Genomic DNA, 12051 nt, shown 5'->3' on the forward strand with positions numbered 1-12051 from the left:
TCAGGTGGAGTGCGTTCCTGCCCCGAAAACCCACCGTCGCACACCGCGATGAAGCGGGGACGGGCAGGCTCAGCCGACCACCATATGAGGGCAGGGGGAATCGAGGAGCGCAAAGTCCAAGCATACGCGGGAGGACGCGCCGTGTCCAGTCCGATTCTTGACGACCTCGCACACCTGCGGTATAAACGCGCACGCCTGTCCGGCGGGGCGGCCGAATCGGCGGTCAGGCACGCCGGAATCGCACGGCATCACCCGGCCGCGCCTGCGCCAGCGCGTCGAGCGCGGCATCCGTCACCGCGGCGATCACGGGGTATCCCCCGGTCACCGGACCGTCGGCGAGCAGCACCACCGGTCGTCCGTGCGGCGGCACCTGGATCGCGCCGGGGCGCATGCCCTCACTGGGCAGCTCGTCGTGTCGCGTGCGCTCCAGCGGGGGTCCGTCGAGACGCATGCCCACGCGATCGGAGTGGGTCGACACGGTCCACTCCGCATCGGCCAGCGTCGACCACGCCGAGGGAGCGAACCAGTCGGCGCGGGGACCGGCGGTGATGCGCACGTCGATCACGGTCGGCGGCACCGACCACGGGAACGCGTCGACGACCGGGATCGGGGATGCCGGGTCCCCCGCGCGAACGCCCTCACCCGCGCGGAGGGGCGCGGGGCCGAGCCCGGCCAGCACGTCGGTCGCGCGCGAGCCCAGCGCCACCGGCGCGACGACGCCGCCCCGCACGGCGAGGTAGCAGCGCAGCCCGGCGCGGACGGCCCCGATGTGCAGCTCGGCTCCGGCGGGCACGAGCACCGGCGCGTAGGCATCCGCGGTCCTCCCGTCGACGCGCACCTCGGCGAACGCGCCCGTGACGCATACCCACGTGTCGCTCTCGGCCCGGGCGCCGAAGCCGCCGAGAGCGATCTCGAGGCCCGCGGCACCCTCGTCGTTGCCGACGAGGCGGTTGGCGATGCGGAGCGCGGCGCGATCCAACGCACCCGAACGCGCGACGCCGAGGGCGGCGCGGCCGGGTCGACCCAGGTCCTGCACGGTGGTGAAACCGCCGGGGGCGAGCACGCGGAGGGCGGGCGGGGAGTCCGCCTCCGGCGCGGGACGAAGGGAGGGCGAGGGAGGAGGGGAGGGCGAGTCACCGGCATCCCCTCCTCCGCTCGTCCCTCGCCCTCCGCTCGCCCCCGATCCCGGCGCGGAGGGTGCGGCGGCGACGCGGGCGCGCTGCGCCACGAACCGCACGCGCGAGCGAGGTGGGAGCAGCACCGGGTCGGCGGCATCCGGATCGAAGAGCACGGCGTCGGTCGAGGCGATCAGGCGCCAACCGCCGGGGGTCTCGCGCGGATACGCTCCGCTGAACTCCGCGGCCAGACCCACCGCCCCCGCGGGCACGCGGGTGCGCGGCTGCACCAGGCGCGGCACGTCGAACGGCCAATCGGCGCTGACGAGGTAGGCGAACCCGGGGGCGAAGCCCGTGAACGCCACCGTCCACTCCACCCCGGCGTGGCGGGCCACGAGATCGGCGACGGGGATGCCGAGGAGCGCGGCGGTGTCGTCGAGGTCGGCGCCGTCGTAGCGCACCGGCACCTCGACGAGGGGGCCGGGTGCGACGGCATCCGGGGTCGTGCCGGCGGCGGCCACGATCCAGGAGCGGACGGCGTCGACCGACGTGCGAGCGGGATCGAAGCCCACGAGGACGGTCCGTGCGGCGGGGACGAGCTCGTCGACGCCGGCGGGCGGGTCGGCGGCGAGGGCGGCGTGGAGCGCCAGGACCGCGGCCAGGTCGACGACCTCGGCGAGCACGGCCCGCTCCCCCATCGACCGGAGCGTCACCACGGCGCGCGCACCTCGATGCCCGCGGCGTCGAGGGCCCCGCGCACCGCCCGGGCCATCGCGACCGCCGAGGGGGTGTCGCCGTGCAGGCACAGCGAGGCCGCATCGACCGCGATGCGCGTGCCGTCGACGGCCACGACCTCGCCCTCGCGCACCAGACGCAACGCCCGCTCGGCGACGCGCGCAGGGTCGTCGACGAGCGCCCCCGGTTCACCGCGGGGCACAAGCTGCCCGTGGGCGGTGTACCCGCGGTCGAGGAACGCCTCGCGCACGAAGGGCAGCCCCGCCGCTGCCGCGGCCTCGGCGATCGCACCCGCAAGACCCAGCACCGGCAGGGCGCGGCCGAGCCGGGCGGAGAGATCGGCGACCGCGGCGACGACGGCTCCGGCCTGCGAGGCGTCGTCGATCACCGCGTGGTACAGCGCCCCGTGCGGTTTGACGTAGCGCAGGTCGGCACCGGCCGCGGCGAGCGCGTCGAGCTGGGCGGCGATGCTCGCCCGGAGGTCGTCCGGGGCGGGGTCGCGCCGGACACGGCCGAAGTTCGCGCGGTCGTCGTACGAGGGATGCGCGCCGACCGCGACACCGAACCGCGCCGCCCGTTCGACCGAGGCGCGCATGGAGACGGCGTCTCCGGCGTGTCCCCCGCAGGCGACGTTGGCGCTGGAGACGACGGCGAACATGGCCTCGTCGTCGGCGGTCGGCATCCCGACGACGGTCTCGCCGAGGTCGGCGTTGAGGTCCACGCGCATGGAGCCACCGTAACGCCGCGATGCGCGCGTACGGGGGTCGGCGGCGCGGGGCGGCGTGGACGGTTGCCGGCGCACGGCGCGCACAGCTCCTGCAGCATCCGTGCGGCGGGCGCACACCGACGGTGAGCGGGCGCATCCACCTGAGTCGTGCGGATCCGAGCGCGTTACGGGGGTGTGACGATCGGGCGGAAGGGGTGGGCAGAACGGGCGGCGCGGGCGAGGATGGTGGGATGACCTCCGATGTCGCCGGTCCCCCCGCTCCGGCATCCCCCCTGCCCCTTCTCTCGGTCCGTGATCTCGCGGTCGACTTCGCCACCATGGACGGCCCCGTGCGGGCCGTCGATGGGGTGGATCTCGACATCCACGCGGGTGAGACCATCGCCATCGTCGGCGAATCCGGCTCCGGCAAGTCGACGACCGCCATGGCGATCATCGGTCTGCTCGCCTCCGGGGGCCGCGTGGCCCGCGGCCAGATCCTGCTCGACGGCGAGGACCTCACCACCTTCGGCGAGGCCCGCATGCGTCAGGTGCGCGGCCGGCAGATCGGCCTGGTGCCCCAGGACCCGATGTCGAACCTCAACCCCGTCGCGAAGATCGGCACGCAGGTCGCCGAGACGCTGCTCGCCCACGGCCTGGCCGACCGCTCGAGCGTGAAGGGCAAGGTCGTCGAGGCGCTCGAGGCGGCGGGACTGCCGGATGCCGAGAAGCGGGCGACGCAGTACCCGCACGAGTTCTCGGGCGGTATGCGCCAGCGCGCGCTCATCGCGATCGGCCTGGCCTGCCGGCCGCGCCTGCTGATCGCCGACGAGCCGACGAGCGCGCTCGACGTCACCGTGCAGCAGACGATCCTCGACCAGATCGACAAGCAGACCGACGAGCTGGGCGCGGCCGTGCTCCTCATCACCCACGACCTGGGTCTCGCCGCGGAACGCGCATCGAGAGTCGTGGTCATGCACCGCGGGCGCGTCGTCGAGCAGGGGCCCGCACGCCAGATCCTCGAGAACCCCCAGCACGAGTACACGAAGTCACTGGTGGCGGCGGCGCCCTCGGTCGCGGCCGTGCGACTGCGCCCCGAGGACTTCCGCGGCTCGCGCGCCGCCGAGCCGGTACGCGACCACATCGTCGAGATCTCGAACCTCACCAAGGTGTACCCGACGAGGGGGCGGGGCGACGACTTCCGCGCCGTCGACGACGTGTCGCTCGCGATCCCCCGCGGCCAGACCGTCGCCATCGTGGGCGAGTCGGGGTCGGGCAAGACGACGACCGCGCGCATGCTGCTGAAGGTCGTCGAGCCCACGAGCGGATCGATCACGTTCGACGGGCAGGACGTCGCGGCTCTGAAGGGCGACGCCCTGCGGCAGTTCCGCCAGAAGGTGCAGCCGATCTTCCAGGACCCGTACTCGAGCCTGAACCCCATGTTCACCGTCGAGCGCATCGTCGAGGAGCCCCTGTCGTTCTACAAGCGCGGCTCGAAGGCGGAACGCGCGAAGCGGGTGCGCCAGCTGATGGACGACGTGGCCCTGCCGGCATCCATGCTGCGCCGCTACCCCTCGGAACTGTCGGGCGGGCAACGGCAGCGCGTCGCGATCGCCCGGGCCCTCGCGCTCTCGCCCGAGCTGATCGTGTGCGACGAGCCGGTGTCGGCGCTCGACGTGCTCGTACAGGCCCAGATCCTCGACCTGCTGGGCGACCTGCAGCGCGAGTACGGCCTGAGCTACCTCTTCATCTCGCACGACCTCGCGGTGGTGCGCCTGATCAGCGATTACGTCTGCGTGATGAAGGACGGACGCCTGGTCGAGGCGGCATCCAGCGAAGAGGTCTTCACCAACCCCCGCGACCCGTACACGCGCCGCCTGCTGGCGTCGATCCCCGGCAACGAGCTGGGCTTGACGGGCTGACGCAGCGCGCGCCGCAGCGGGCGATGTCCCCCGGCACCCGCTGGCCCACGGCCCCGCGGCCCGCGCGCTGAGGCATGTCCCACTTGGTGCGAGAAACGGTCGGCAGACCTGCACGAAGTGGGACACGGCACCCACCGCCGGCGGCGCAGCGGCTCACGCGCCGGGGCATGTCCCACTTCGTGCGAGAAACGGTCGATGACACTGCACGAAGTGGGACATGGATGCCGCGCCGACGACGGACCGGCCCCGACCCGCGCGAGGCCGGGGACGGGCGCCCGCTACCGCGCGCGGGTGCGGGGGTCCATCGCCTCGCGGAGCGACTCGCCCAGCAGCGTGAAGCCCAGCGCGGTCACGGCGATGCAGATGCCCGGCAGGAACGCCAGCCACGGCGCGATCGCCAGCTCGGCCTGCGCGTACGTGAGCATGCGGCCCCACTCGGCGGTCTGCGGCAGTCCGCCACCGAGGCCCAGGAACGACAGTGCGGCCGCGTCGATGACGGCGGTCGCGAGCGTGAGCGTGCCCTGCACGATGACCGGCCCGACGCTGTTGGGCAGCACGTGGGTCATCGTGATCGTCCGTCGACTGAGGCCCAGGGTCTGCGCCGACAGCACGTAGTCGGCGCCGCGCTGCTGCAGCATCGAGGCGCGCAGCAGCCGCGCGAACACCGGCACCTGCGACGCACCGATCGCGATCATGATCGCCAGCTGGCTCTGGCCGAGGATGGCGGCGATCGAGACGGCGAGCAGCAGGTTCGGCACCGAGAGCAGGATGTCGACGAAGCGCATGACCACCGCGTCGACCCACCCGCCGAACATGCCGGCCAGCAGCCCCAGCGCCATGCCGCCGATGAGGCCCATCGCCGTCGAGATGACACCGATCTGCAGCGACGCCTGGGCGCCCCAGATGAGCTTCGACAGCACGTCGCCGCCGAAGCGGTCGAGACCGAGGGGGAACTCGGCCATCTCGCCCGGCCCCGGGATGTCGGTGGGCGTGATGAAGCGCTGTCCGGGCAGGGACTCGGCTGGGTACGGCGCGAGCAGCGGCGCGAGGGCCGCCACGAGCAGGAACGCCAGCACGATGATCGCGCCGATCCAGGCGACGGGACTGTGCCGGAGTCGCTGGAACACGTCCTGCCAGAAGCCGCCCCCGCGCGCCTGGGCGGCGAGGAGCTGGCCGTCGACGATCGCGTTGTCGTCGACGGGACCGCCGCTGGGGGCGGGAGGGAGGATGCCGGAGCTCACTGGACTCTCACTCTCGGGTCGATGACGCTGTACGACAGGTCGACCAGCAGGTTGATGAGCGCGTACGCGATCGCGATGAAGATGATGAACCCCTGCAGCACGGGGAAGTCGCGCGTGAAGATGGCCCGCGCGAGGAACTGCCCGATGCCCGGGAAGGCGAACACCGTCTCGGTGAGCACCGCCCCCGAGATGAGCAGGCCCGCCTGCAGGCCCACCGTGGTGATGACCGGCAGCATGGCGTTGCGCAGGATGAAGCGGTTGCGCAGCGTCGAGCGGCCGATGCCCTTGGCGCGGCCGGTGCGGACGTAGTCGGCGTTCTGCACCTCGAGCACCGAGGCGCGCGTGATGCGCACGATGATCGCGAGCGGGATCGTGCCGAGCGCGACCGCCGGCAGGATCAGGTGCAGCACGGCATCCCACGACGCGTCGAACTCCCCGGTGATGAGCCCGTCGAAGACGTACAGGTTCGTGTAGTGCGTCGCGTCGATGCGCGGGTTCTGGCGACCGTCGGAGGGCAGCCAGCCGAGCTGCACGGCGAAGACGTACTTGAGGATGAACGCCAGGAAGAACACCGGGATCGTGATGCCGATGAGGCTCAGCACGACGGCGGTGTGATCCCAGATCTTGCCGTGACGGCGCGCGGCCCAATAGCCGAGCGGGATGCCGATCCCCACCGCCACGATGAGCGCGCCGATCGACAGCTCGAGAGTGGCGGGGAAGCGACGCACGAACTCCTCGAGCACGGGCCGGCCCGTCTGGATCGAGGAGCCGAAGTCTCCGGTCATCAGACGCCCGAGCCACGTGAAGTACTGCACGTAGAGGGGTTCGTTGAAGCCGTAGAGCTCGTTGATGCGAGCGACGGCGGCGGGGGTGGCCCGCTCACCCAACAGGGCGACGGCGGGGCCGCCCGGGAGCGCGCGCACCCAGGCGAAGAGCAGGACGGATAGACCGAACAGAGTGGGGATGAGCAGGAGCAGGCGCCTGCCGATGGTGCGGAGCACGGGTTCTCACAGGGTGTCGGGAACGGGGGGACGCGGAACCGCGGGCCCCGGCGTCGTCACGACGCGGAGCCCGCGGCATCCGGATCACTCGGTGAGTTCGATCTCGTTGTAGACCTCGTCCTGCACGGGGCTGGCGGGGTACGACTTCACCCGGGGTGCGAACGCGAGCGTCGGCACGGGGTTGGCCAGCGGGATGCCGGGAAGGAACGTCGCGATCTGCTCGTTGACGGCCTGGTAGGCCGGGTCCTGCTCGGCCTCGGTCGCGAGGCCGCGGGCCGAGGTGAGAGCCGAGAACAGCTCCGTGTTGTCGAAGCCCCACTCGTTGGACGTGCCGCCGAAGAACGTGCCCACGAAGTTGTCGGGGTCGTTGTAGTCGCCGGTCCAGCCGAGCAGATGGATGCCGTGCTCGCTGCCGCCCTGGATCAGGTCGAGGTACTCGCCCCACTCGTTCGACACCGGGTTGAGCACGATGCCCACGGCCTGCAGCTGCGACTGGAGGTTCGTGAAGATCTGCTCGGGGTTCGGCATGTACGGGCGCGAGATGTTGACCGGGTAGTTGAACGTCAGCGTCAGCGGGTTGGCGTCGGTGAAGCCGGCTTCGGCGAGCAGGGCCTTGGCGGCGGCCTGGTCGAAGTCGTACGTGGTCACGCCGGAGTTGAAGCCGATGACGCTGTCGGGCATGAACTGCGAGGCCACCGTGGTGCCCTCGGGCAGCACCTGGGTGACCAGCTGCTGCTTGTCGATGGCGTGGGCGATCGCCTGGCGCACGCGGATGTCGCCGAGCGCCGGGTCGGCCTGGTTCATGCCGAGGTACAGGATGTTGAACGGGTCGCGGTTGGTGAGCATGTAGCCCGCGGACTCGAGCGCGCCGAGGTCGGCGGGGGCCACGAGGTCGTACCCGTCGATCGAGCCGGACTCGAGCGCCTGGCGACGAGCCGTGGTGTCGCCGATCACGCGGAAGATGACCTTCTGCACCTGGCCCTGGTCACCCCAGTAGCCCTCGTAGGCGTTGACGGTCGCCTCGGCGCCGGGCTCCCACGAGTCGAACTGGAACGGACCCGTGCCGGTGGGGTGGCCCTGGGCGTACTCGCTGAGGGTCGGCGCCTCGGAGGTTCCGCCCACCTCGTCGGCCTGGTACTCCTGCAGCGCGGTGGGGCTCTGCATCGCGAACGCGGGTAGCGACAGCGCGGGGATGAAACCGGCGAACGGTTCGGTCAGCGTGATGGTGACCTCGGTGGGGCTTCCCACCTCGCAGCCGCCGTAGATCGAGGTGCCGGTGTCGGCGTATCCGCGCATGATCTTGCCCCAGTAGTAGGACAGGCTCTCGGACTGCGCGATGCCGGTGAAGTTGTTCTGGCGATCGAAGTTGAAGCAGACGGCGTCGGCGTTGAACTCGGTGCCGTCGTGGAAGGTCACGCCCTCTTTGAGCGTGAAGGTGTACGACAGGCCGTCGTCCGACTGCTCCCAGCTCTCGGCGAGCATGGGGGCGGGGTCGGCGGTGCCCGACTCCACGCCGACGAGGCCCTCGAAGATCTGCCGCGAGATGCGGAACGACTCTCCGTCACTGGCGAAGGCGGGGTCGAGGCTGGACGGATCGCCCGAGGCGCCGAACACGAATGTGGAGTCGACGTCACCGCCGGCGTCGCCGCCGCCGTCGTCGTCGCGCTGACTCGTGCAGCCCGACAGGGCGAGCGCGCCGATGGCGACGGTGGCGCCGCCGACGAGCAGACGTCGTCGAAGAGAACTGAGCATTTTCGGTACACCTTCCGGGGGGAAAGGGAGGAGAACGACGGCGCTGTCACGTCATCGTGCCGCGCTCCGCTTGCTGTGTTCCCCCGACCGTACAGGGCGGGCGGCGTCGTGCCCATTGCCCGCGTGTATCGATCGTGTTTCGAGAATCCGGCATCCTGATGCCCTCGCAGGCCACCGATGGCGCATTCCGCCCATCCCCCCGCCGCCGCGGTGCGCACCCTGCCCGCCTCGGGCAGCGCGAGGAGCCGAGAGTCGTCGCTTCGCGGCCAATGCGTGCGTCGGGGTTCGGCATCTCGCGCGACGGGGCCCGGCTAGCGTGGAGGGATGGCACGCATGCGCATCGAACCCGACGACGCCCCCACGGCGCGACTGTCGGACGGATCGACCGCGCGGGTGTCGCCGTCGGGCTTCGTCTCGGGATGGGAGCTGGTCGTCGACGCGACCCCCCAGTCGCACGTCGACCTCGACGATCCCACCCACCTGCACTTCGAATACGTCGCGCGCATGGGAGCGGTCATCGACCGCCTGCGGATGCCGGGACAGCCGCTGACCGCGGTGCACCTGGGCGCGGGGGCCCTCACCCTCCCCCGCTACGTCGAGAGCACCCGCCCCGGCTCCCGCCAGCAGGTGATCGAACTGGAGCCGGCGCTCTGGGATCTCGTGCGCGAGAACCTCCCCCTTCCCCGCGGCGCCGCGATCCGCGTGCGCATCGGCGACGCGCGCGCCGGACTCGCCAAGCTCCCCGCCGGGCTCACCGGCGCCGTCGATCTGCTCGTGAGCGACGTGTACTCGGGCGCGCAGACCCCGGCGCACCTGACCACGGTGGAGTTCTACCGTGACGCCGCGCGTCTGCTCGCCCCCGACGGCGTCCTGCTCGTCAACGTGTCGGACGGCCCCGGCCTCGCCTTCGCCCGACGACAGGTCGCCACGATCCGCGCGGTGCTGCCCGAGGTGATCGTGCTCGCCGAGGTGCAGGTGCTGAAGGGCCGCCGCTTCGGCAATCTCGTCGTCGCCGCCTCTGCCGCTCCCCTGCCCGTCGAATGGCTCCCGCGTCTCATGGCGGCCGGTCCCCATCCGGCGAAAGTGGCCCAGGGGGCCGAGATCGAGGAGTTCATGCGCGGGGCGCGGGCGTCCACCGATGCCGACGCGACGCCGTCGCCCAAGCCCTCGGCGTCGATCTTCGAACGGTGACGGCGGCGTGTTCGCGCCCCGACCGCGTGGCGCGGGCGTTCTGAGCGCGCCTGCCACGCAAACTGGAACTCCTGCCCGACCGAGAGGAGCGACGGTGAGCTACATCCACGGGTACGACCCCGACACGTTGCGCGAGGTCACCGACTCTCGCGAGTGCGCGGAACGACTCGAGGAGATCGGTTCGCAGCGCAGCCTCCATGCCCTGCTCGAACGCGTGTGGCTGCTGAAGGTGCTCGACCGCTTCGACGAGGCGCTCGTCATCTCGGACCAGTCGGTGCGCGTCGCCCGCATGGCCGGCACTCGCCGCGACCTGCTGCGCGCCCGCATCCTGCATGCCACGATCCTGCAGTGCCGCGGGGCGTTCGCCGCCGCCGAGCAGGAACTCACCATGTGCGCCGACGAGGCCGAGGGCCAGGGGTGGGCCAGCATCGCCGCCTTCGCCCTGCAGCACCGCGGCAAGGTGCACTACGACGAGGGCGACTACGACGCCGCGCGTCGCGACTTCAAGCAGGCTCTCTTCCTGCGCCAGAACGCCGGCGCCACCGATGCGCAGCTCGAGTCGACCCTGCTGGCGATCGACGCCGCCGAGCGTCGACGCACGCGCGAGGTCGTCGCGAGCTGAGTGTCGTAGGCCCCGCCTAGGCTTCCCGTCATGTCCGATCTGCACCGCGTACGCGTCTGGGCCGAGGCGTTGATCGCCCTGCACCTCGACGCGTCGTGGACGTTCGCGTTCGACAACGCCAAGCGCCGCGCGGGTCTGTGCGACTACGGCCGCAAGCGCATCAGCGTCTCGCGCTACCTCACCGCGCGTTACGACGACGACACGAACCACCAGACGCTGCTGCACGAGGTGGCGCACGCGCTCGCGGGAGCCCGGGCCGGCCACGGCGCGGCGTGGAAACGCACCGCGCGCGAGCTGGGGTACGTCGGCGGAACGACGCACGCGGGTGAGACGGCCACCGAGCTCGCGCCGTGGGTCGGCACCTGCCCCGCCGGCCACGTCGCCTACCGGCATCGCAAGGCCACGCGTCCCACCTCGTGCGCGAAGTGCGCGCCCACTTTCGACCCGCGCTTCGCCCTGTCGTGGGTGCGGCGCGAGATCTCGCCCGCGGTGCGCCTGGCCGCCTCCACGCCGCGCTGAGCGCGCGTCAGGGGGCGACGAACGCTCCGTCGCGCAGCACCGGCACGACCGATGCGGCGTCGCGCGCGGCCGCGGCCAACACCTGCTCGCGCTGCCCGTCGGCGGCGAGCCGACGCCCCGTGCCGCTGGCCGTGAGCAGGTGGCGCACGGCCCCGCCGAGAGCGCGGAAGCCCTCGCCGGCGACGGCGGCGTCGGGCGAGGCGTGGTCGATACCGAGGTCGCCCAGAGCGGCGACGACGGCCCCGGCGCCCAGCAGGTCGTCGACGGCGAAGCGGAGTCCCTCGGCATCCGTGCCGTCGGGGTACCCCGCCGCGACGATCGAGATGCTCGTGCGCTCGCCGCGCGTGCGCTGCACCTCGAGCACGTGCGCGGCGACGGCGGCAGCGTTGCGCAGACCTCCCACCACGACGTGCGCCCCGGTCGCGGCCGAGGCGCGGACGAGGGCCGCGGCCGCATCGTCGAGGGCGTCGAAGGGCGCCCCGGCTTCGGCCGCCGCCAGGGCGCGCGCCGACAGGCCGAGGGTCTGCACGAGGACCACGACGTGGGCGTCGGCCAGGCGGGAGAGGCCCGCGCCACCCCACTCCAGCCGCACCTGGTAGTCGGACTGCGAGAGGGCGGGGTGTTTCGGCATCCTCCGAGCCTAGAACGGTGGAGCGTCACCGCGTGTTCGTCAAGCGGTACCGGCGAAGACGGCCACGTCGGGCACGATCGGTGACATGCGCATTCTGCTGAAGTTCGTCATCGACTGCGACCCGGATGCCGCGTGGCGGGCGCTGCACTCCCCGCGCGCCGTCGCGGAGCTGTACGGCCCCCTGCTCGAGGTCGACGCGCTCGGCACGATGCCCACCTCGTTCGAGTCGGGGGACGACGTTCCGGTGCAGATGAGCGTCGCCGGCATCTTTCCCGTCGGCCGGCAGCTGATCTCGGTCGCCGATCGTGAGACCCGCGACGACAACGGCCGTGTGCGGGTGTTCCGGGACTGGGGGGTCCCGTTGACCGGCCCGCTGGCGAGCCTCGATGTCTGGGACCACCAGATGGCGGTCTCGGCCGCCCCGGGCGAGGCGGGCCGCACCCTCTGGCGCGAGCGACTGACCATCGGCGGCGCCGCCGCCCCGGCGCTCTGGCCGGGACTGTGGGCGACGTGGCAGTGGCGCGCGGCACGCATCCGCGCGCTCGCCCCGACCTGGGCCCACGACCCCGAGGCATCCCCCTCGACGCCCTGACCGCTTCGCGCCGGCGTGGGGTGCAGG

At 72.2% G+C, this 12051-nt stretch carries 11 protein-coding genes; 5 read left to right on the forward strand and 6 right to left on the reverse strand.

Going from position 1 to position 12051, the window contains the following annotated elements; translation table 11 throughout:
- Positions 1 to 223: 223 nt before the first annotated feature.
- Together IFU40_RS16075 and pxpA are read right to left on the reverse strand one after the other, a co-directional pair.
- Positions 224 to 1831 (reverse strand): 5-oxoprolinase/urea amidolyase family protein, encoded by a 1608-nt coding sequence (locus IFU40_RS16075; protein WP_191926963.1) that lies wholly within the window; start codon positions 1829 to 1831, stop codon positions 224 to 226.
- A complete protein-coding gene (gene pxpA / locus IFU40_RS16080; RefSeq protein WP_191926964.1) occupies positions 1825 to 2577 on the reverse strand; it encodes a 5-oxoprolinase subunit PxpA in 753 nt (250 codons plus the stop codon). The genes IFU40_RS16075 and pxpA overlap by 7 nt, the downstream gene beginning before the upstream one ends.
- 230 nt (positions 2578 to 2807) lie before the next feature.
- Here pxpA and IFU40_RS16085 point away from each other — a divergent pair, with 230 nt between their 5' ends.
- On the forward strand, positions 2808 to 4475 hold the full coding sequence (locus tag IFU40_RS16085; protein ID WP_191926965.1) for an ABC transporter ATP-binding protein: 1668 nt from the start codon (positions 2808 to 2810) through the stop codon (positions 4473 to 4475).
- Between the two features lie 278 nt (positions 4476 to 4753).
- On the opposite strand, the gene IFU40_RS16090 is transcribed toward IFU40_RS16085, so the two are convergent.
- From IFU40_RS16090 to IFU40_RS16100, 3 genes are all read right to left on the reverse strand, one after another.
- Positions 4754 to 5659 (reverse strand): ABC transporter permease, encoded by a 906-nt coding sequence (locus IFU40_RS16090; RefSeq protein ID WP_235560547.1) that lies wholly within the window; start codon positions 5657 to 5659, stop codon positions 4754 to 4756.
- Positions 5660 to 5712: 53 nt separating this feature from the next.
- On the reverse strand, positions 5713 to 6717 hold the full coding sequence (locus tag IFU40_RS16095; RefSeq protein WP_055833544.1) for an ABC transporter permease: 1005 nt from the start codon (positions 6715 to 6717) through the stop codon (positions 5713 to 5715).
- An 84-nt stretch (positions 6718 to 6801) separates the two neighbouring features.
- Positions 6802 to 8469 (reverse strand): ABC transporter substrate-binding protein, encoded by a 1668-nt coding sequence (locus tag IFU40_RS16100; protein ID WP_191926966.1) that lies wholly within the window; start codon positions 8467 to 8469, stop codon positions 6802 to 6804.
- Between the two features lie 324 nt (positions 8470 to 8793).
- Here IFU40_RS16100 and IFU40_RS16105 point away from each other — a divergent pair, with 324 nt between their 5' ends.
- From IFU40_RS16105 to IFU40_RS16115, 3 genes are all read left to right on the forward strand, one after another.
- Positions 8794 to 9660, forward strand: a complete 867-nt coding sequence (locus IFU40_RS16105; RefSeq protein ID WP_055833538.1) for a spermidine synthase — start codon at positions 8794 to 8796, stop codon at positions 9658 to 9660.
- A gap of 94 nt (positions 9661 to 9754) precedes the next feature.
- Positions 9755 to 10282 carry a tetratricopeptide repeat protein gene (locus tag IFU40_RS16110; protein ID WP_055833535.1) on the forward strand — a complete coding sequence of 176 codons (528 nt, stop codon included), beginning with the start codon at positions 9755 to 9757 and terminating at the stop codon, positions 10280 to 10282.
- 30 nt (positions 10283 to 10312) lie between these two features.
- On the forward strand, positions 10313 to 10801 hold the full coding sequence (locus IFU40_RS16115; RefSeq protein ID WP_055833532.1) for a SprT-like domain-containing protein: 489 nt from the start codon (positions 10313 to 10315) through the stop codon (positions 10799 to 10801).
- A 7-nt stretch (positions 10802 to 10808) separates the two neighbouring features.
- Here the strand turns inward: IFU40_RS16115 and IFU40_RS16120 are convergent, their stop codons facing one another.
- Positions 10809 to 11432 carry a 2-phosphosulfolactate phosphatase gene (locus tag IFU40_RS16120; protein WP_191926967.1) on the reverse strand — a complete coding sequence of 208 codons (624 nt, stop codon included), beginning with the start codon at positions 11430 to 11432 and terminating at the stop codon, positions 10809 to 10811.
- 85 nt (positions 11433 to 11517) lie between these two features.
- On the opposite strand from IFU40_RS16120, the gene IFU40_RS16125 reads away from it, so the two are divergent.
- A complete protein-coding gene (locus IFU40_RS16125; protein ID WP_191926968.1) occupies positions 11518 to 12024 on the forward strand; it encodes a hypothetical protein in 507 nt (168 codons plus the stop codon).
- The last annotated feature ends 27 nt before the right edge of the window (positions 12025 to 12051 follow it).

Origin of the sequence: Microbacterium sp. CFBP 13617 (assembly GCF_014839445.1) — a bacterium.
In the GTDB taxonomy this organism is placed as follows: Bacteria; Actinomycetota; Actinomycetes; order Actinomycetales; family Microbacteriaceae; genus Microbacterium.